The sequence below is a fragment of the Streptomyces sp. NPDC087215 genome, assembly GCF_044744885.1.
In the GTDB taxonomy this organism is placed as follows: domain Bacteria; phylum Actinomycetota; class Actinomycetes; order Streptomycetales; family Streptomycetaceae; genus Streptomyces.
Window position 1 is genome coordinate 433,626 of sequence record NZ_JBIUZD010000006.1, and the last position, 18,732, is coordinate 452,357.

The following is an 18,732-nucleotide window of genomic DNA, read 5'->3' on the forward strand; positions in this document are numbered from 1 at the left end:
GTGGCTCAGGCGGTGTTCAGAGCCACCGTCGGGTGCAGGCGTGAGGCGCGGACCGCCGGGTAGAGACCCGCGATCACCCCGATCACCAGGGTCGCGCCCAGACCTCCCGCCAGGGCCCACGGCGGGACCACCGGTGTCCACTGCTGCACCCGTGCGAAGCCGTACGTCGCCGCCGTGCCGAGGACCGCGCCCGCCGCACCCCCCAGCGCCGACAGGAGCAGCGACTCGGTGAGGAACTGGAGCCGGATCGCGCCCCGGGTCGCGCCCAGGGAGCGGCGGAGCCCGATCTCCTGGCGGCGTTCCAGGACGGAGATGACCATGGTGTTGGCGACGCCGACGCCGCCGACCAGCAGGGCCACCGCGCCGAGGCCCAGCATCAGTGCGGTCAAACCCTCGTCGGTCGCCGCCTTGGCTGCCAGCGCGTCCGAGGGACGGGAGACCTTGACGTGTCCCTCGTTCCCCGGGCTGATCGTGCGGGCGAGGACGGCCCGCACCTCCTCCACGGAGGCGTCCGTGGAGCGCTCGAACACCATGGTCGGGTGTCCGTCGAAGCCGAAGTGGCGTTCGGCGGCGGGGAATCCGACCATGGCGACCCGGTCCAGGTTGGGCACCAGTTCGATCGGCCGGAGGATACCGACGACGACCACCCGGGTGTCGCTCATCATGATCGTCTCGCCGGGGCGGGTGATGCCGAGACGGTCGGCGGCCACCGCGCCGAGCACGGTGACCGGCAGGCGCTCGCCCGCCCGGTCCAGCCACTTCCCCCGGGCGACCTCGCCGCCGAGCGCGCCCAGCAGATCGATGCGGACGGCCTGGGTGGTGACCCCCGCCGTACGTTCCTCGGGGACGAGGTCACTGCGCCGGATGCGGGTGTCGACGTCCCCGGTGGCGGTGGCGTGCTGCACGGGTCCGATGCGTTCGACCATCGCGACCACGTTCTTGGGGAGTCTGATCTCCTGGCCCAGGGGGTCCTTGCCCGCCTCCGCCGTGAGGAGGTTGGTGCCGAGCCGGTCGAGCCGGGCCATCAGGTCCGCGCGGCTCGACTCGGAGAGACCGACGACCGCGACCATGGTCGCGATGCCGATGGCGATGCCGAGCGCGGAGAGCACCACCCGTGCGCGGCGCGCGCGCAGTCCCACCGCGCCGACCCGGAGCACGTCGAGGGCGGCGAGCCGGGCCGGGCGGAGGCCGCCGCCCGCCGCGTGGACGCCCTTCACCCGGCGGCCCCTTCCGCCGTCCGGACGCCCCGCTCGTCGGAGACGATCTCGCCGTCCCTGAAGCGGACGCGGCGCGGCAGCGAGTCGGCGATCGCCTGGTCGTGGGTGATGACACAGATCGTGGTGCCGGACGCGTGCAGTTCGTGGAGCAGTTCCATCACGATCCCGCCCGAGGCGGTGTCGAGGGCCCCGGTGGGCTCGTCGGCGAGCAGCAGGCTCGGTTCCCCGACGAGCGCGCGGGCGATGGCGACCCGCTGTTTCTCGCCGCCGGACAGCTCGTCGGGAGTGTGGGTCGCCCGGTGGTCGAGCCGGACCCTGGCCAGTGCCTCGCGGGCCCGTGCCCGGCGCTGCCGGGCCGGGACGCCCGCGTAGAGGAGTCCGTCGGCGACGTTGTCGACGGCGTCGCGGCCGGCCGCGAGGTGGAAGTGCTGGAAGACGAAGCCGATGTGACGGGCGCGCAGTGCGGACAGGCGCGCGTCGGAGAGCGCGGACACGTCGTGGCCCGCGATGCGGACGGTGCCGCCGGTGGGCTTGTCCAGGGTGCCCATGACATGGAGCATCGTGGACTTGCCGGAGCCGGACGGGCCGACGACGGCCAGCAGTTCGCCCGCGTGGACGGTGAGGTTCACCCCGCGCAGGGCGTGGACGCCGCCGGGGTACGTCTTGGTGGCGTCCCGCAGTTCGATCACGGTGGCGGGCGTCCCGGTGAGGGTGCCGGGATTCCCGGTCGCGGTGGCGGTCATGAGGCGGCCACTCCGACCTTGAGGCCCTCGCGGACGTCCGGACCGCTGATCTCGATCTGTCCGTCGGCGGTCATCCCGGTCTCCACACGGATCACGGAGGTGGTCGTGCCCCGGACGACCTGGAGGCCGTATCCCCCGTTCTCGCCGCGCAGCGCGATGACCGCTTCGACGGGGACGGCGAGGACGCCCTTGCGGGCCTCGCTGACGAACCTCACGCTGGCCGTCGCCCTGGCGTCCTCGCCGGACGCGGCCCCCGCGCCGCCGTCGAGGACGACCTCGACGACGATGCCCTCCTGGGAGACGGGGGCCCCGCCGGAAGCGCCGTCGTCCTCGGGGCGTACGGTCCCGGCGACCCGGCCCGGCACGGTCCTCCCGCTGGGCAGGGTGACCTCGACCCGGGTGTTCCGCGAGGTGAGAGCGCCGTCGGACTGGTCGAGGGCGGCACGGACCACGGGGTGGGTGGAGGCGACGGTCAGGACGGCCGTGTCGGAGCCGACCCGGTCGGCGAGGGACGCGTCGGCGGTGACCACCTTCAGCCGGCCGGGCTGGAAGACGACATCGCCCTTGCCGACCCGGCCGGTGGCTTCCCGGTTCAGGGACTTCTGCCACCGTTCGACGGCGCGCTCGGTGTCCTCGTCGTACCGGGGGTCCACGTGGACCCCCGCGCCGTATCCCAGATCGCGCAGATTGCGTTCCAGCTGGAGGACGTCGCTGCCCCGGTCGCCCTTCTTCATCTCGCGGAACATCGGGACCGGTCCGTAGAGGAGGGTGACGGGCTTGTCGTCCAGCTCGTAGAGGGCATCGCCCCGGGTCAGGGTCTTCCCCTCGGGGGCGGCGACGGTGACGGTCCCGTCGACGGCGGACTTCACGACACGGCGCTGCGCGTAGTCGATCTTGCCGTCGACGGTCTTGGACCGGACGAGGTCGGTGCGGACGACGGTGGCGGTGGCGGGCGGCAGGCCGTCCTTCCCCGAGCCGCCCGAACCGTCGCCGTCCCGGCCGCCGATCGGGCCGAAGCCGCCGAGGAGGGCGGCTCCGCCGGTGACGGCGGCGACGACCACGGCCGCGCCGACCGCGCGGGCTGTGCGGCGCCTCACTGCATTCCGTCCAGACCGTCGAGCAGCTTCGTCCTGCACGCCTCGCGGGCCTGCTTGTACGTGGGGGAGTTCTGGTCGATGACCGGGGAGGCCGGGCTCGGATCGCCGCCCGGCTGCGCGTTTCCGCCGCTCATCGTCGGGTTGGCGAAGCGGGAGACGCCGTTGTCCCTCATGCACTTGGCGTGCGCGAGCATCGATTCGTAGGACTTCTGCTGGTCCCGCTGGGGCTCGGCGTCCATGACGGTGCGCAGTTCGGGGACGCAGACGCCGTTCTTCCCGCCCTTGGCGGCCTCCATCTGGCCGGGCTTGGAAGAGATCTCCTCGACCTTCCCCCAGTCGAGGTGGCCGCTCAGCTTGGGGTCGGGGAAGTCCTTGTAGCCGCCCTTGACCCGCATACAGCGGACGTACGCGAGCTGGGCGTCGTAGAAGGCGCTCTTCCCCTCGGGCTTCGCGGAGGCACCGTCCGGAGTGCTCGGGGCCTTGGACGGCGCGGTCGTCCCGGGGGCGGTGGCGATGGCGTCGGCACTCTCGGCGCGGACGCCGTCACCTCCGCCGCACGCGACGGTGAGGGCGAGGACGGGCAGTACGGCGAGGGCGGCGAGCCGGAGCCGGGCGGGAACGCGGGAGGGCGTCTTCGTGGTCATGCCGCCACCCTCGCCAGAGCAGGTGATGGCGGGTCCATGACGACATGATGAGAACGTAACAATGCCCCCGACCTGCGCATCGACCCGCCGGCAGGGCTTCGGGCGGGTGCGCGCGGCACCCATAATCGAGCCCATGCCGCATGTACTGCTGATCGAGGACGACGCGTCCGTACGGGACGGGATGGAGCTCGTGCTGCGCAGGCACGGGTACGGCGTCGACACGGCCGCCACCGGCGAGGAGGCGCTCGCGCTGCTCGCCGGTCCCGAGGGCGCGAGGATCGAGCTGGCCGTCCTCGACCTGATGCTGCCCGGCATGGACGGCTTCGAGGTGTGCCGCCGCATCCGCGCCCGGACGGCCACCCTGCCGGTCATCATGCTGACCGCGCGCGGCGACGACCACGACATCGTGACCGGTCTGGAGGCGGGCGCCGACGACTACGTGGTCAAACCGGTCACGGCGCCGGTCCTGGAAGCCCGTATCCGGGCCGCCCTGCGCCGCGCGGAACCGGCGGCCAGGAACAGGCCCGAGGACACCGACCTGTCGGGCCTGGTCATCGACCGCGCCGGGCTCACCGTGACCAAGAACGGCGCCCCGGTCCCGCTGCCCCCCACCGAACTGCGGCTGCTCCTGGAGCTCTCGGCCTCCCCCGGGCGGGTCTTCAGCCGCGAACAGCTCCTGGCCTCGGTCTGGGACCACACCTTCCTCGGGGACTCACGGCTGGTGGACGCGGCCGTGGGACGGCTGCGGGCCAAACTGGAGGACGTACCGGCGAAACCCCTGTACGTGCAGACCGTGCGGGGCTTCGGCTACCGCTTCGGACCGCTGTGAGCCGCCGGGCGGGCCGCTCCGGCGCCGACACCGGTCCCGGTCCCCATCCCGGTGCCGGTCCCGAGCGCGAGCGCGAGCGCGAGCGGCGGCAGCCGAAGCGGCGCCCGTGGCGGCTCGTCGTCGGCCTCAGGACCCGGCTCGTCGTCACTTTCGTGCTGGTCGCGCTGGTCAGCGCGGTCACGGCGACCGCGCTCGCCTACCGGGAGGCCCGCACCGCCGTCCTCCAGCGCACCCAGGACGCCGCCGTGAGCGACGTACGGGACCGGGTCGCGTCGGTCGCCGCCGACTTCGACCTGCCGCCCGACCAGCGGACGCTCGCCCGCTTCGCGGCCCGTGTCTCGGACGGGCTCGGCGCCCGGATCGTGGTCGCCCGCCACCGGGACCTGACGGCGGTCTCCGACGCGTACGCCGATGTCGAGGGCCGTGTCACGACGGAGCTGCGCGCCGCCGTACGGTCCGGGGACGGGGCCCGGTTCCAGCGCGTCGAGTGGCGGGGCGAGCCGTACCTGGTCGTCGGGACGCCGGTGACCTACGCGGACGGCGACCGGCGCGAATCCGGCCTGGAGGTCTTCGTGATCACCGATCTGCGGGCCGAACGCGACGACACCGCCTCGCTCCTCGCGTCCGTCCGGACCGGCCTCCTGCCCGTGGTGGTCCTCGCCGCCCTGCTGGCGCTCCTGGCGGCCGGGACGGTCCTGCGTCCGGTGCGGAACCTGGGGCGGGCCACCCGGGGGCTCGCCGCCGGGGACCTCGGCAGCCGGGTCGCGGTGAAGGGGCACGACGAACTCGCCGAGCTCGCACGGACGTTCAACGAGACGGCGGACGCCCTGCAGTCCTCGGACGCGCGGCTGCGCGAGCAGGAGGCGAAGGCCAGGCGCTTCGTCGCGGACGTGTCGCACGAACTGCGCACGCCCCTCGCGGCGATGACGATGGTCGCGACCGTCCTCGACGAGGACGCCGACCAGTTGCCGCCGGACGCGGCGCGGGCGGCCCGCACCGTGGGCGCGGAGACCGCCCGGCTCTCCCGGCTCGTCGAGGACCTGATGGAGATCTCCCGCTTCGACGCCCACGCGGTCCGGCTGAACGCCGCCGAGACCGACCTCGCCGAGACGGTACGGGCCTCCCTCGCGCTGCGCGGCTGGACCGACCGGGTGGAGACCCGGCTCGACGAAGGACTGCGGGCGGTCGTCGACCGGCGCCGGATCGACGTGATCGTGGCGAACCTGGTGGGCAACGCGCTGCGGCACGGTGCCCCACCGGTCGTCGTGACGCTCGGCACCGGCCCCGGGCCGGACGGCCCGTGGGTGACGGTGGAGGTCGCCGACCACGGCCCCGGACTGCCGCCCGAGGTACGGGAACGGGTCTTCGACCGGTTCTACAAGGCCGACGCGGCACGCACCAGAGGCGCGGCCGACGGCGGCGGCCAGGGCAGCGGACTGGGCACGGCCATCGCACTGGAGAACGCACGGCTGCACGGCGGCACGATCGAGGTCACCGAGGGCCCCGGGGGCGGCGCCGTGTTCACCCTGCGGCTGCCCCTGCGGCGCGCGGAAGGGGAGACGGAGTGAGCCTACGGAGACGGGGAGCCGTCGCGGCCCTCGGCATCGCCCTGGTGGGGTGCGGTGTCCAGCCGACCGGAGTGATAGACGCGGGCGAACCGGCCACCGGACTGACCCGGGGCATCCGGCTGTACTACGCGTCCGGCAGCGGGCTGCGGGCCGTGCCCGCAGTCGACCGGAAGATCAAGGACCTCGCCTCGGTCCTGAAGATGCTCGCGGCCGGTCTGCCGCCCGCCGAGCAGCGCGACGGACTCACCAACCTCGTGGAGATCGGCGGCTACACGGTGAGCGGCCGGGGCACCGAGGTCACCCTGTGGCTGAGCGATCCCTACCGGGCGACGGGACGCGACCAGGGCACCGGCCAGCTGGTGTGCACGCTCGCCCGCGCCCAGTCCGTCCTCGACGCCCGGGTCAGGGCGGAGGACGTCGAGGTCACCCTCCGCCCCGACGAGGGCCCGTCGTTCGGCCCCTACCGGTGCGCGGAATTCCTGAACGGCTGAGCCGGGGCGCCCACGCGGGCGGGAGGGACAGACGGCGCCCGGGGACACCGGTGACGGGGCCGGGGACCCGCGCCTGTCGGCAGGTACGACCGGGGGCCGGAGAGGCCCGTGCCCGTGCGGAGAGAAGGGCCCGGCCCGGGAGCCCGCGCCCCTACGGGAAGGAACGGCCCAGGACCGGAGGGGTCCGCCCGGCCGGAAGGGCCCGCACCGGTCCGAGAGCCCGGCCGAAGTCCGGAGACCCCCTCATCGGCCGTCTCCGGGGCCCGCGCCCGCCCCGGAGACGATCTCGCCCTGGGGCGTGTTTCGAAAGGAGCGCCGTCTGCCCGGAGGGCAGGCCCGGCGGCGTCCGGTGCGTGCGATCGCAAGGCGGAGGGTCGCCCCGATACCGGTTGTATCGGGGCGACCCGACAACGCGGCGAGCGTGCGTGCCAGGCGTCGCCAGGCAGGCGGGACTTCGAAAACGGCCTAGCCCGGAGGAAGCCCCTCGGGGACTGTCCACGACCCGCCCTGGGCCAGAGGCGCCCCACACGGGTCCAGCGACAGCCGTACGGGTCCGAGGGGATCCGCCGCTCACGGTGACAGCGCCCTGTCCGTACCCGCCCTGTCTCGGTGACGGCGACCCGGAGACCGGGGACCGCCCGGAGACCTCCGGAGACCCCGTCCCCGGGGACGTACCTACCCGGCACCGCACCCGAGCACGGGAGACGCCCCGCCCGCATCCGTACGAGCACCCGGCCCCCGGCCCGGCCCGACCCCGGTGTTCGCCGGTCAGCGCAGGGGGAGCCGGACCTCTATGGTCTTGCCGCCCTCCGGTGGCAGGCGCAGCCGGACCTCCAGGGCGAGAAGTCTGACCAGGGGCCAGCCGAAGCCGCCCTCGGCCAGTTCGACGGCTCTTTCCGGACTCCAGTGCTCCGCGCGGCGCGGCAGTTCGTCACTGGCGTCGGCGACCGAGATCGTCACCGCCGCCCGACCGAGCGCCACGTCGAAGCCGGTGAGCCCGCCACCGTGCCGGAACGCGTTCGTCACCAGCTCGGACGTCACCAGCAGCGCGTCGCCCACGGCGCTGGACGACGGCACGCCCCCATCCCCCGCGCCACCCGCGCCCGTGGTGCGCCCCGTCAGCACCGCCGCCACCCGCGCCCGTGCCTCGGCCGCGTCGCGCGGCACCCTCGGCCGGAACTCCCGCCGTATGCCGTTCCCTGTGGTCACCGTCCCCACCGCGTCCTTTCTCCTCGCTCCCGGTGCGCCTTCCCCCGGCGCACCACTCGCATTCCTCCCCTCACCCCCCGTACGCGCGGGGCTTCCCGGCAGCCCTCGTGATGGGATCGGTCCGAAGCCCCGCAGGGCCCGGTCCGGGCTGTTCTCCGTCCGGACCCGTCTCACCGGTGTCCGGTTTCCACCGGTCCATACCAGCCAGGTCCATACCGGTGAGATCGGCCCGAACGGTGGGGTCCCGGGGCTCCGGGCGCGGCGCCGAGTCAGGGAGCCCGGCACCGGGGTGCCGGAGAGGTGGGCAGCCCGGCACCGGGGCTCCCGCGGTCATGGGGCCGCGATCTCCATCCAGACGTATTTGCCGCCCTCCCGGGGAATCGCGCCCCACGCGCGCGTGAGCCGGTCGATGACGACGAGGCCGTTGCCGCCGGGCCTGCCGGGGGCGCCGCGCGGCCGGGCGCGCGGGACCCGGTCGCTCCGGTCGCCCACCTCGATCCGCACCCCGCCCGCCGGGGCCGGGCGGACGACGAGGTCCGTCGGCCCTCCGGCGTGCAGACAGGCGTTGGTGACCGCCTCGGAGACCACGAGCAGGACGTCTTCGACGACGAGGTCACGCTCCTCCCGGGTGGGTCCTCCGGGCCGGGGCGGGCCCGGCCAGTCCCACTCGGCGAGGACGGTGCGGCAGAAGTCCCGGCAGCGCGCGGCCACCGCGCACCGGTCGCCGAGGACGAGCCGCCCGGCTCGTTCCCCGTACTCCGTGTGTTCACTGGTCACCGGCTCCGGACCTCCGTTTCACGACCCCTCCCTGGGCCGGTTCCCCGCCCTGCCCGGCGTACACGGCACGGACCGGACCGAATCGGGCGGACCGGGGCGTTTCCGTGTGATGCTGCGAGGGCACCGGGGACGGTGCGGGCCTGGAGGTGCGGAGGATGGGCGAGCGCGGGGACGGCGAAGCGGGTGCGGTGGACCGGGGCCGGGCGGAGACCGCCGAGCAGCGCGCCGACCGGCAGTGGCAGGAGCTCCTCCAGGAGACCCGGGTGGTCCAGACGGGGGTGCAGATCCTGCTGGGCTTCCTGCTGACCGTCGTCTTCACCCCCCGGTACGCGTCCCTGGGCGCGACCGACCGGGGGATCTACGTCCTCACGGTGGTCCTGGGTTCGCTGGCCACCGGAGCACTCGTCGGCCCGGTCTCCTTCCACCGGCTGGTCCACGGGCGCCGGATCAAACCGCAGGCGGTCGCCTGGGCCTCCCGGCTGGTCTTCACCGGAATCCTGCTGCTGCTCGCCACGCTGACCAGCGCGCTCGTCCTGATCCTGCGGGTGGCCACGGCGGGCCCGCTCGTCCCGTGGCTGGTGGCCGGGGTGCCGGCCTGGTACGTGCTGTGCTGGTTCGCGCTGCCGCTGTGGGCCCGTACCAGGCACACGGTGAAGCCGGAGGAGTGACGGAAGCAACGAGCCGGGAGCCGGGTACGGCCACCGGGCTGTGGTCCCGGGGCCGTACCGCGTCCTGACCGGAGGTCCTGCCCAGGTCTTCTCCTGCCCAGGTCTTCTCCTGCCCAGGTCTTCTCCTGCTCAGGCGTCCTGCTCAGGCCTCCTGGTCAGAGGTCCTGCACGCGCCGGAACGGCTGGTCGGCCTCCAGTTCGTAGGCGAGTTCCAGGAGGGTCCGTTCGGCGCCGGGACGGCCGGAGAACATGATGCCGACGGGCAGTCCCCCGGCGGTCGGGCGGGCCGCGGGCAGGGAGAGCGAGGGGGTGCCGACGACGTTGTTGACGGGAGTGAAGGCGACGTACGCGAGGATGCGGTCGATGAGGGTCCCGTAGGGGACGGCCGGGCTGAGGTGTCCCAGCGGGGGTGTGGTGTGGGCGAGGACCGGCGAGAGGACGAGGTCGAGCCCCCGGAAGGCCGCCGCGTACGCCGTGCCGGTGCCCTTGAGGCGCCGCACGACGCCGGGGGTGCCGCGCCAGTTCCGCAGGTACTGCTCGCGCAGTCCTCTGCTGAGGCCGTCCATGCGGTGCCGGTCGAAGCCGGTGCCGAGAGTGCGGCCGGTGGCGCCGAGCAGATAGGACAACATGCCCCAGTAGGTGAGGAAGTCGTCGGTGAACCGGGGGTCGAGGGCGAGTTCCACGGGGCTGACGGTGTGGCCGAGGCGTTCGAGGGTGGCCACGGTCTCCGTGACGGCCGCGCGGGTGGCGGGGTCGGTGGGGACCCCGTTCGGCGAGTCCAGGAGGAAGCCGACGCGCAGCCGTCGTCCGGAGGGGCCCTCGACGAGGCCGACGGGCGGCAGCTTCGGGTTGCGCCAGTGCGTCTCCGCGGCGGCAAGGAACGCGGCGGTGTCCCGGACCGAGCGGCTCACGACGCCGTCGGAGACGAGGTCCAGGGGCAGTCGGCGGCTCTGGGCGTTGCCGACGACCCTGCCCCGGGTCGGTTTGAGTCCGACGAGTCCGCAGCAGGCGGCGGGGATGCGGATGGAGCCGCCGCCGTCGTTGGCGTGGGCGATCGGCACGGCCCCGGCGGCGACCAGGGCGGCGCTGCCGCCGGACGAACCGCCCGCCGAGCGGCCGGTGTCCCACGGGTTGCGGACGGGTTCGGCGTCCTCGTACTCCGTGGAGGGGCTGAACCCGAACTCGGGGAGGCGCGTCTTGCCGAGCACGGTGACGCCACTGCTCAGGAACTGCCGGGTGAAGGGCGCGTGGTGGCGGGCGGCGCGCGGGACGAAGGCGGCGCTGCCGTGGCCCGTGGGCAGTCCGCGCAGTTCGGTGTTGTCCTTGACGAAGGTCGGCACCCCGGCGAGCGCACCGCCGCCGGGGGCGGGTTCGGGGACGTCGATGTGTGCCTGGACGGCGTGCAGGCGTCCTTCCACGGCCCGTACGCGCGCGGCGGCGTCCCTGGCGGCTTCGGCGGCGCTCACCTCGCCCTTCCGTATCGACCGGGCGAGCCCCACGGCGTCGTGCTCGCCCAGGGCGTCGTCCCGGAAGGCGTGCACCCTGGTCGGTTCCTCGGATGTCGACACGGCTGTCTCAGTCCCCCGGCCTCGTGGATGGTGGACGGCCAGCATGACGTACCAGCGAGTAACACGCGAGACCCCGATACCCCTGTTTCAGGAGCGACGGCTGGCCCCTGAAGGGAGAAGGACCGTTTCTTTCGCCTTCCCTTCCGCGGAAACCGGTTTCTGATCATCGATCGGCTTGTTTTGAGGGGTTGCCGGTCGGCCAACGCGGGCAGGTTTGCAGAGCCGTGGGGCGGGAATCGGCCGTCCTCGGCGTCGGTGGTTTAGCGATCGTGCACCGCCCGGGTGGCAGGACGTGTCCGGGCGGGCCGAAGAGGAGGGGGTCGGTCCCCATGACCGTACACGCCGTCGAGCTCCCCGAACTGTGGATGCCCCACCCCCTGCGGGTGAACCCCTCCCTGTCCGCCCTCCGCCAGGAGAGCGAGACCTGGGCGCGCGACATGGGCATGTTGGGCGGCGAGAGAGGACCCACAGCGGACGGCCCGGTCTGGACCCGGTCCCAGTTCCACGCCATGACCGTCGACCAGCTGACCGCGTGGACCCTGCCCGACGCCTCACCGGCCGCCCTCCGGCTCAACCACCGTTTCAACATATGGGCGTTGGCCTGGGACGACTACTTCGCCACCGCCTTCAAGCAGACCGGCGACCTGCCCGGCGCACGGGCGTTCACCACCCGGCTGCACCGCTTCCTGGGGCCGGAGCCCGACCGGCTCCCGGAACCGGCGAACCCCGTCGAGCGGGGCATCGCCGACCTCCAGCGGCATCTCTTCCCGCCCCGGCTCGCCCACTGGCGCGTCGAGTTCAACCGGGCCCTGGTGCGGTACGTCGACGCGGGCGTCGAGGAACTGTCCAACAGCCTCGACGGACGGGTCCCCCATCTGATCGAGTACGCGCCGTTCCGGCGGGACAGCTTCGCCGCGCACACCGCCCCGTACTCCGTGGAGCTGGCCACCGGCGCGCGAATACCCGAACAGATCCTCCGCACCCGGACCGTGCGCGCCCTCCTCGACGCCTTCATGGACTTCATGGGGCTGGCCAACGACATCGCCTCCTACGAGCGCGAGGTCCACGAGGAGAACGATGTCAACAACCTCGTGGTGGTGCTCGGCAGTTCCCTGGGCATCTCGCTGCACGACGCCGTGATCGCCGCGCTGAACCTGGTCAACAGCCGACTGCGGGACTTCGAGCACCTCCGTCTCGCCGACCTCCCCCTCATCGTGGAGGCCGCGGGGCTCGACCCCGCCGAGCGCGCCGAGCTCGACACCTGGCTCCGGGGGGCCTGCGGATTCCTCTCCGGGATCCACGCCTGGTACACCGGCGCCCCCCGGTACGCCCCCTCCGACATCCCGTTCCCCGAGTGACGACGAAGGACCGGCCCCGGGAGGGGCCGGTCCTTCGTCACCGGGGGGGGCGGCCGACTACCGCTTCCCCAGCAGCCTCCGCAGGCGCGCCCGCCAGGGGGCGCGGGACGCGGACGCCCGGGACGGCTCGGTCACCGTCTCCGGCCACGGTCGCGGCGACGGCTCCGTGCTGGCCCTCGGCGGCGGGGGCGGAAGCGGCGCGGGCTGGTCGAACGACTGCGGGGGGCGGGGGACGAAGTGCACGGGCAGCGCCGTGAGGTGCCGGGCCCAGGTGGAGGAGCGCCAGCTGAGCGTGTGCTCGGGAACGGACAGCGCGATGTCCGGGAGCCGGGTGAGCAGGATGTCGATGCCGGTGTCGGCGATGATGCGGCCGACGTCCTGCCCCGGGCACTCGTGGGTGCCCGCGCTGAAGGACAGGTGTGCGCGGTTGTGGTGCACCGGGGTGGAGGGGTCGGGGCGGATCGTCTTGTCGACGTTGCCCGCTGCCAGACCGAGCAGGAGCATGTCCCCCGCCTTGATCTGCTGCCCGCCGACCGAGGTGTCGCCGTTGGCCCAGCGCCCCGGGCAGACCATCAGCGGCGGCTCGTCCCACAGGACCTGCTCCACCGCTTCCGGCAGGGTCATCTGACCGCCCGCGAGCGAGCCCCTGAACCGGAGGTCGGTGACCACCATGCGCAGCACGTTGGACATCAGGTTGGCGGTGGTCTCGTACCCGGCGAGCAGGATGAGCCGCAGGTGGTGCTGGACCTCCTCGTCGGTGAGTCCGGCGGGGTGGGCCATCAGCGCGGAGGCGATGTCGTGTCCCGGCCGGGAGCGCTTCTCGGTGACGAGCCTGGCGAGGCTCTCCAGGACGTAGTCGTTGCTGGCGAGCGAGGTCTCGGTGGCCTTGAAGAGGTCACGGGCCGCGTGCACGAGCTCCGGGGCGGACTCCTCCGACATGCCGAGGAGGTGGGTGAGGGTGAGCATGGGCAGGTGCTCGGCGAACCGCTCGACGAGTTCGGCGTCGCCGTCCTCGCAGAAGGTGTCGATCAGCTCGTGGGCGAAGCGGGTGATGTGACGGCGCAGTCCCCGGTGGTCGAACTGGTTGAGACTGGTGGTGACCGCTCCGCGCAGCCGCTGGTGCTCCTCCCCGTCCGCGCAGACGCAGTCGGGCCGCCAGCCGATCATCGGCATGAGCGGTGAGGTGGCGGGGTCGATCTCCCCGCTGGTCCAGCCGTGCCAGACGCGCGGGTCGCGGGAGAACTGGGTGGGGCGGCTGGCCACGTCCCGGTTCTCCAGGTAGCCGAGGACGAGCCAGGCGCGGACGTCGCCGTCGAGCAGGACGGGCGCCACCGGGCCGTGGGTGGCCCGGAGTTCCTCGTACAGGCCCATCGGGTCGGTCGCGGCGGCGGGGCCGTAGAGCCGGGTCGCTCCGCCGGGTCCGGCGCCGACGGCGTGCGCCGGGCAGCCGGGCGGCGGGGTCGGTCCTGGCGGGGCGGTGGCCTGTCCGGGCAGCCCGGTGGCGCGGTCGGCGGGTGGGAGGGTCATGCGGTCTCCTGGGCGGCGGCGAGGGTGCACAGGTAGACCATCAGCGAGAGCAGGGCGTCCCGGCAGGACGCCCGGTCCCGTGCGTCACAGGTGACGATGGGCACGGAATCGCTGAGGGCCAGGGCAGTGCGCAGTTCTTCTAGGGGGTACTGCGGGGCTTCCGGGAAGGTGTTGACGGCCACGACGAACGGGACCCGGCGGTCCTCCAGCCGGGTGACGACCTCGAAGCAGACCTCGACCCGTCGGGTGTCCACGAGCACCACGGCGCCGAGCGCGCCCTCGAAGATGCCGTTCCACAGGAACCAGAAGCGCTCCTGTCCGGGGGTGCCGAACAGATAGAGGATCAGCTCCTCGTCGATGCTGATCCGTCCGAAGTCCATGGCGACGGTGGTGGTGCTCTTGCCCTGGGCGCCGGGATTGTGGTCGATCCCGACGCCCGCCTGCGTCATGGTCTCCTCGGTGGTGAGCGGCGGGATCTCGCTCACCGTGCCGACCATCGTGGTCTTGCCGACGCCGAAGCCTCCGACGACGACGACCTTGACTCCTCTGGCACCGTGGGGCAGCAGCATGTCGGTGCCGCGGGGTCCGACGCCGGGGGCGTCAGAGCTTACGTAGTCCATGGATCACCGCCTCGAGTAGGCCGCGTTCGGGATACGCCGCGACGGGGACGGGCGCGATGGCCTCGATCTTCCCGTCGTCGACGAACTGGGACAGGAGCACGGTGACGACGCTGAAAGGGAGACTGAGGTACGCCGAGAGCTCGGCCACCGACAGCGGGTACGTGCACAGCGAGAGGATGGCCGCCTGCTCGGGCTGCATCGCCGGGTCGGGCGTGGCCCGGGTGACGATGAGCGTGACCAGGTTGAAGGTCCCGGCCGTGGAGCCCGGATCACCGGTGATGACATAGAGGGGGACGGGGGTGCCCTCGTCCCAGGGGTTCGGGTGCTCTGATGTCACATCGCCTGCCCGACGTCATCGCGGGGCGGACTGGTCATGTGCTGACCGATCCGCACCACGAGCGTCCGCATCCGGGCGCCCAGGAGCCCGGCGTCCACCTCCTCGTCGGCGAGCACCGCGAGATAGGCACCGGGACCGGCGGCCATCAGGGAGAAGTAACCGCCGTCGGCCTCGATGCCGACCATGTGCGTCGAGCCGTCCCCGTGCGGGAACATCTGCGCGATGGCCCGTGCCAGGCTCTGGATACCGGAGCAGGCGGCGGCGATCGCGTCGGCCGCGTCGGGCTCGGTGTTGGCCTGACCGATGCACAGCCCGTCGGACGACAGGACGACCACGTGGCGCACGTACGGGACGCCGCCCACGAGCTCCTTGAGCATCCAGTCCATGTTGGGCAGTGGCTGCATGTTACTCGACCTCATCTGACGGCTCGTGGTGGGGAGTGGTGGGCTGGGGGGTGTTGTGCTTGTCCCCGTTGAACGCCTCCCACATGAGACCCGGCTGGCGCGCGGGGCCGGAGGAACCCCTGGACGGGAGCGGGGTGGGCGGTGTCGTGGTCGCCACGACGACCGGGATGGGGACGGGCGACTCGCGCCGGCGCTGCGGGAGCCCGTTGGGGGTCTTCCTGATCTCTCCGGTGTCGTTCGACGCCGTGACCGGCGGTACGGCCCTGGGCAGCACCGGACCTCCCCCGACGGGGCGCTTGCGGGGCGGTTCGGGGAACCTGAGGACGGACTGCGGGACCGTCGTGATCAGGCGCCGGGGTACGAGCACCACGGCCCGTACGCCGCCGTAGGCGGAGGTGCGCAGATCGACGTCGCAGCCGTGTTCGCGGGCCAGTCGGCTGACCACGGGCAGGCCGAGCTGGGTGACCTCGCCGAGGCTGGCGAGCTGGATTCCGGACATGGACTGGCGCATGACGCGCTCGACGCGCTCCCGGACCTCCTCGGTGAGTCCGACGCCCCGGTCCTCGATCTCGATCGCGATGCCGGAGGGCACCTCGCTCGCGGTCACCTCGACGGGGGTGTGCGGCGGCGAGAACGTCGTGGCGTTGTCGAGGAGTTCGGCGAGGAGGTGGATCAGCGGCTCGGCGCCGGGGCCGACCACGGCCACCTCGGTCACCGAGGTCAGCTTCACGCGCGGGTAGTCGACGATCCGGGACATGGCGCCGCGCAGGACGTCGTAGAGCGGGATCGCCTTGGACCACTGGCGTCCGGGGCGGGCGTCGCCGAGGACGGCGATGCTGGCCGCGAGGCGTCCGATCAGGGCGTTGCGGTGGTCGATGTCCTGGAGGCCCCGGGAGACCACCAGGTCGGTGCCGTGGACGATCTGCATGGTGTGCAGGTCCTTGGCGAGCTGGTGGACGATCGCCTGCACCCTTCGGGCGATGGCGACGAGGGCCCGCTGGGAGGCGTCCCGGGTGTTCTCCTCGGTCTCCACCGCTTCCAGGATGGTCCCCAGCGCGCGCTTGAGCGCGTCGGCGAACTCCGGGTCCAGGTGGGTCCCGAAGGAGACGGAGTGCAGGATGTCGGAGGCCTGGTCGCCCCTGCGGAGCCGGGCGACGGCCGCCGGGAGCAGTTTCTCGGCGAGCCAGACGGTACTGGTCCGCTGGTCGGCCAGCCGGTCGAGCAGCGCCGCCTCGCGCTGGGCGAAGCGCTCCCGGGCCTCCGCCTCGGCCCGCGCGGTGCGCACGACGTCGGCCGCGCGGAGTCTGCGGGCGGTCTCCAGGGAGGTGAGGAGCACCAGCGCGAGGGCACCGGAGCCGTACCAGGCCAGTGGTGCCCGTATGTCCGGCGGGGCGAGGAGCAGCGCCACGGCCAGGGCGCCGGCCAGGACTCCCGGGGGGAGGAGCCAAGCCCTGCCGGGCGCGGGCGGCCGGGCTCTGGAGGTCGATCCTGCACGAACCATCGAGGGGTCCCTCAGCAGACTGGAATGAGCGGACTGGGGTGACGTGGTGCGAGGGCGGGCCCGTCGGTATCACGCCGTGCGGGCGTCCTTGCGCGGGCGCGTTCCGTCCGCGAGCACCACAGCGGTCATGACTCGCTGTGATCGCTTCGCAACACATTGGGGAGCATAGTCAGTTCGGGTTCACCATGTGACCGAGCGGGAATGGCTCCCCGCACCGGTCATTTGAGGTCCCGAAAGCGACCAACTGCCGCTCTGAAAATGCAATGAACCGATCACATAGCGACGGAGAGGGATCTCAAACCCGACCGCCCGAACGCACGACCACTTCTGCGGGGGCGCACGGATCCGCACTCCGGAGCGCGGGCTTCCAGATGCGCGGGGTGGCACCCAGGCCGCGAAAACCACCATCCGGCCAATCAATGGCGGAGAATCGCCGCCCTCCTCGCGCCTTCGCTCACTGCCGGACGTCCGGCGGATTGGCCGAACTTGCCGTAGCCCATTAGATGCCTGAGGCATGTAATTGGAGGTGGCACCACGTCAGAGTCACCGATGCGCACCGAGCGAGGCCTCCCATGACGAAAGCCGTCGCGTTCCCGCAGAACCGCACCTGCCCCTACCACCCCCCGACCGCCTACCCCCGTGCCGACGAGGAGCGCCCGCTGTCCCGAGTGACGCTCTGGGACGGCCGGTCCGTGTGGCTGGTCACCGGTCACAGCGCCGCCCGCGCCCTCCTGGCGGACCCCCGGCTCTCCAGCGACTCCACCCGGCCCGGCTTCCCGCTGCCGACCGAGCGCGCCGAGACGGTGCGCCGCCGCCGTCGCGCGGCCCTGCTCGGCTGGGACGACCCCGAGCACAACGCCCAGCGCCGGATGCTGATCCCGAGCTTCTCGCTGCGTCGCGCCGAGAACATGCGGCCCCGCATCCAGCAGACCGTGGACCGGCTGCTCGACGCCGTCGAGGCGCAGGGCCCGCCCGCCGAGCTGGTGAGCGCCTTCGCGCTGCCGGTGCCGTCGATCGTCATCTGCGAGCTGCTCGGCGTCCCGTACGAGGACCACGAGTTCTTCGAGGAGCAGTCCCGGCGGCTGCTGCGCGGGCCCACGGGCGAGGACACCACCGACGCCCTCGCCCGGCTGGAGGGGTATCTGGGCGATCTGATCGACCAGAAGCGGGCGAAGCCCGGCGACGGCGTCCTCGACGACCTCGTCTCGCTGGGCGGCGCGGACGGCGGGCCCGACCGCGACGAGCTGGTGCAGCTCGCCTCGATCCTGCTGGTGGCCGGGCACGAGACCACGGCGAACATGATCTCGCTGGGCACGTACACCCTGCTGCGGCATCCCGGGCGGATGGCCGAGCTCCGGGCCGATCCCTCGCTGCTGCCCACCGCCGTGGAGGAGTTGCTGCGCTTCCTGTCGATCGCCGACGGTCTGCTGAGGGTGGCCCGCGAGGACGTGGAGGTGGAGGGAACGGTCGTCCGCGCGGGCGAGGGCGTGGTGTTCTCGACCTCGGTCATCAACCGGGACGCCGCGGCCTACGCCGATCCCGACGCCCTCGACTGGGAGCGCTCGGCCCGCCATCACGTGGCGTTCGGCTTCGGCATCCATCAGTGCCTGGGGCAGAACCTGGCGCGGGCGGAGCTGGAGATCGCGCTGGGGACGCTGCTGCGGCGGCTGCCGGGGCTGCGGCTCGACGCGCCCGCCGAGGAGATCCCCTTCAAACCGGGGGACACGATCCAGGGGATGCTCGCGCTCCCCGTCACCTGGTGAGAGGAGTTCTCCGATGCGCGTCTCGATCGACGGCGACCTCTGCATCGGCGCCGGGCAGTGCGCCCTGACGTCGCCCCAGTTCTTCACCCAGGACGACGACGGGTTCGGCACGGTCCTGCCGGAGCGGGAGGGCGGCGGGCCGGACGGCGACGACGCCCTGCTCGACGAGGCGGTCCGCGCCTGTCCGGTGCAGGCGATCACACTGGACGAGGAGGCCGAGGCCCCCGGGGCCTGATCCCGGCCGTTCTCCGCGCCTGGTACCGGCCGTTCCCTCGCGTACCCGGTCCCGGCCGTTCCCCGGGTCCCGCCCGCGCACCCCCGCGTGCGCGGGCGGGACGAACGCCGTGCGCCGGGCGGAACCATGTCGCGCGCGGGCCGGAACCGTGCCCTTGGGTCGCGGGACCGCGCCGT

Annotated in this window: 19 protein-coding genes; 7 read left to right on the top strand and 12 right to left on the bottom strand. The window is 73.0% G+C overall.

Features of this window, described 5'->3' with window-relative positions; translation table 11 throughout:
• Nucleotides 1–5: 5 nt before the first annotated feature.
• The 4 genes from ACIO92_RS19375 to ACIO92_RS19390 are packed head-to-tail and all read right to left on the bottom strand — an operon-like array spanning nt 6 to nt 3,701.
• Nucleotides 6–1,217, bottom strand: coding sequence for an ABC transporter permease (locus ACIO92_RS19375; protein ID WP_366446427.1), 1,212 nt, complete (start codon nt 1,215–1,217; stop codon nt 6–8).
• Nucleotides 1,214–1,960 (bottom strand): ABC transporter ATP-binding protein, encoded by a 747-nt coding sequence (locus ACIO92_RS19380; protein WP_402281906.1) that lies wholly within the window; start codon nt 1,958–1,960, stop codon nt 1,214–1,216. Before ACIO92_RS19380 ends, ACIO92_RS19375 begins: the two co-directional genes overlap by 4 nt.
• On the bottom strand, nt 1,957–3,057 hold the full coding sequence (locus tag ACIO92_RS19385; protein WP_401237097.1) for a peptidoglycan-binding protein: 1,101 nt from the start codon (nt 3,055–3,057) through the stop codon (nt 1,957–1,959). The genes ACIO92_RS19380 and ACIO92_RS19385 overlap by 4 nt, the downstream gene beginning before the upstream one ends.
• A complete protein-coding gene (locus ACIO92_RS19390; RefSeq protein ID WP_401237096.1) occupies nt 3,054–3,701 on the bottom strand; it encodes a hypothetical protein in 648 nt (215 codons plus the stop codon). The genes ACIO92_RS19385 and ACIO92_RS19390 overlap by 4 nt, the downstream gene beginning before the upstream one ends.
• A gap of 133 nt (nt 3,702–3,834) precedes the next feature.
• On the opposite strand from ACIO92_RS19390, the gene ACIO92_RS19395 reads away from it, so the two are divergent.
• The 3 genes from ACIO92_RS19395 to ACIO92_RS19405 are packed head-to-tail and all read left to right on the top strand — an operon-like array spanning nt 3,835 to nt 6,589.
• The gene (locus ACIO92_RS19395) at nt 3,835–4,530 is read left to right on the top strand and encodes a response regulator transcription factor (RefSeq protein ID WP_366446423.1); all 696 of its coding nucleotides are present in this window, start codon (nt 3,835–3,837) and stop codon (nt 4,528–4,530) included.
• The gene (locus ACIO92_RS19400) at nt 4,527–6,098 is read left to right on the top strand and encodes an ATP-binding protein (RefSeq protein ID WP_402281903.1); all 1,572 of its coding nucleotides are present in this window, start codon (nt 4,527–4,529) and stop codon (nt 6,096–6,098) included. Before ACIO92_RS19395 ends, ACIO92_RS19400 begins: the two co-directional genes overlap by 4 nt.
• Nucleotides 6,095–6,589, top strand: coding sequence for a hypothetical protein (locus ACIO92_RS19405; protein ID WP_366446421.1), 495 nt, complete (start codon nt 6,095–6,097; stop codon nt 6,587–6,589). Before ACIO92_RS19400 ends, ACIO92_RS19405 begins: the two co-directional genes overlap by 4 nt.
• Nucleotides 6,590–7,357: 768 nt before the next feature.
• Here ACIO92_RS19405 and ACIO92_RS19410 read toward each other — a convergent pair.
• Together ACIO92_RS19410 and ACIO92_RS19415 are read right to left on the bottom strand one after the other, a co-directional pair.
• Complete coding sequence (locus ACIO92_RS19410; RefSeq protein ID WP_366445807.1) at nt 7,358–7,798, bottom strand: ATP-binding protein; 441 nt, start codon at nt 7,796–7,798, stop codon at nt 7,358–7,360.
• A 330-nt stretch (nt 7,799–8,128) separates the two neighbouring features.
• Nucleotides 8,129–8,575, bottom strand: coding sequence for an ATP-binding protein (locus ACIO92_RS19415; RefSeq protein WP_402281900.1), 447 nt, complete (start codon nt 8,573–8,575; stop codon nt 8,129–8,131).
• 155 nt (nt 8,576–8,730) lie between these two features.
• Here ACIO92_RS19415 and ACIO92_RS19420 point away from each other — a divergent pair, with 155 nt between their 5' ends.
• Complete coding sequence (locus ACIO92_RS19420; RefSeq protein ID WP_402281898.1) at nt 8,731–9,243, top strand: DUF6328 family protein; 513 nt, start codon at nt 8,731–8,733, stop codon at nt 9,241–9,243.
• 155 nt (nt 9,244–9,398) lie between these two features.
• Here the strand turns inward: ACIO92_RS19420 and ACIO92_RS19425 are convergent, their stop codons facing one another.
• Nucleotides 9,399–10,811 (bottom strand): amidase, encoded by a 1,413-nt coding sequence (locus ACIO92_RS19425; RefSeq protein WP_402281896.1) that lies wholly within the window; start codon nt 10,809–10,811, stop codon nt 9,399–9,401.
• Between the two features lie 329 nt (nt 10,812–11,140).
• Here ACIO92_RS19425 and ACIO92_RS19430 point away from each other — a divergent pair, with 329 nt between their 5' ends.
• Entirely contained in the window at nt 11,141–12,169 is a 1,029-nt protein-coding gene (locus tag ACIO92_RS19430) for a hypothetical protein (RefSeq protein WP_366445811.1), read from the top strand.
• 57 nt (nt 12,170–12,226) lie between these two features.
• On the opposite strand, the gene ACIO92_RS19435 is transcribed toward ACIO92_RS19430, so the two are convergent.
• From ACIO92_RS19435 to ACIO92_RS19455, 5 genes are read right to left on the bottom strand one after another with little or no spacing between them, the layout of a single operon-like run.
• On the bottom strand, nt 12,227–13,696 hold the full coding sequence (locus ACIO92_RS19435; protein ID WP_401237093.1) for a cytochrome P450: 1,470 nt from the start codon (nt 13,694–13,696) through the stop codon (nt 12,227–12,229).
• Nucleotides 13,693–14,316, bottom strand: coding sequence for an ATP/GTP-binding protein (locus ACIO92_RS19440; RefSeq protein ID WP_366445813.1), 624 nt, complete (start codon nt 14,314–14,316; stop codon nt 13,693–13,695). Before ACIO92_RS19440 ends, ACIO92_RS19435 begins: the two co-directional genes overlap by 4 nt.
• Nucleotides 14,297–14,653, bottom strand: coding sequence for a DUF742 domain-containing protein (locus ACIO92_RS19445; RefSeq protein ID WP_366445814.1), 357 nt, complete (start codon nt 14,651–14,653; stop codon nt 14,297–14,299). Before ACIO92_RS19445 ends, ACIO92_RS19440 begins: the two co-directional genes overlap by 20 nt.
• The gene (locus ACIO92_RS19450) at nt 14,650–15,057 is read right to left on the bottom strand and encodes a roadblock/LC7 domain-containing protein (protein WP_351790494.1); all 408 of its coding nucleotides are present in this window, start codon (nt 15,055–15,057) and stop codon (nt 14,650–14,652) included. The genes ACIO92_RS19445 and ACIO92_RS19450 overlap by 4 nt, the downstream gene beginning before the upstream one ends.
• Before the next feature lies 1 nt (nt 15,058).
• On the bottom strand, nt 15,059–16,558 hold the full coding sequence (locus ACIO92_RS19455; RefSeq protein WP_366445815.1) for an ATP-binding protein: 1,500 nt from the start codon (nt 16,556–16,558) through the stop codon (nt 15,059–15,061).
• Between the two features lie 572 nt (nt 16,559–17,130).
• On the opposite strand from ACIO92_RS19455, the gene ACIO92_RS19460 reads away from it, so the two are divergent.
• Both ACIO92_RS19460 and ACIO92_RS19465 read left to right on the top strand, forming a co-directional pair.
• On the top strand, nt 17,131–18,321 hold the full coding sequence (locus ACIO92_RS19460) for a cytochrome P450 (protein ID WP_366445816.1): 1,191 nt from the start codon (nt 17,131–17,133) through the stop codon (nt 18,319–18,321).
• A 13-nt stretch (nt 18,322–18,334) separates the two neighbouring features.
• Entirely contained in the window at nt 18,335–18,556 is a 222-nt protein-coding gene (locus ACIO92_RS19465; RefSeq protein WP_366445817.1) for a ferredoxin, read from the top strand.
• The last annotated feature ends 176 nt before the right edge of the window (nt 18,557–18,732 follow it).

Coding starts and splice junctions, on each gene's coding strand:
- ACIO92_RS19420 (WP_402281898.1), top strand. CDS start 8,731: ATGGGCGAGCGCGGGGACGGCGAAGCGGGTGCGGTGGACCGGGGCCGG.
- ACIO92_RS19465 (WP_366445817.1), top strand. CDS start 18,335: ATGCGCGTCTCGATCGACGGCGACCTCTGCATCGGCGCCGGGCAGTGC.
- ACIO92_RS19390 (WP_401237096.1), bottom strand. CDS start 3,701: ATGACCACGAAGACGCCCTCCCGCGTTCCCGCCCGGCTCCGGCTCGCC.
- ACIO92_RS19430 (WP_366445811.1), top strand. CDS start 11,141: ATGACCGTACACGCCGTCGAGCTCCCCGAACTGTGGATGCCCCACCCC.
- ACIO92_RS19450 (WP_351790494.1), bottom strand. CDS start 15,057: ATGCAGCCACTGCCCAACATGGACTGGATGCTCAAGGAGCTCGTGGGC.
- ACIO92_RS19395 (WP_366446423.1), top strand. CDS start 3,835: ATGCCGCATGTACTGCTGATCGAGGACGACGCGTCCGTACGGGACGGG.
- ACIO92_RS19455 (WP_366445815.1), bottom strand. CDS start 16,558: ATGGTTCGTGCAGGATCGACCTCCAGAGCCCGGCCGCCCGCGCCCGGC.
- ACIO92_RS19380 (WP_402281906.1), bottom strand. CDS start 1,960: ATGACCGCCACCGCGACCGGGAATCCCGGCACCCTCACCGGGACGCCC.
- ACIO92_RS19435 (WP_401237093.1), bottom strand. CDS start 13,696: ATGACCCTCCCACCCGCCGACCGCGCCACCGGGCTGCCCGGACAGGCC.
- ACIO92_RS19440 (WP_366445813.1), bottom strand. CDS start 14,316: ATGGACTACGTAAGCTCTGACGCCCCCGGCGTCGGACCCCGCGGCACC.
- ACIO92_RS19460 (WP_366445816.1), top strand. CDS start 17,131: ATGACGAAAGCCGTCGCGTTCCCGCAGAACCGCACCTGCCCCTACCAC.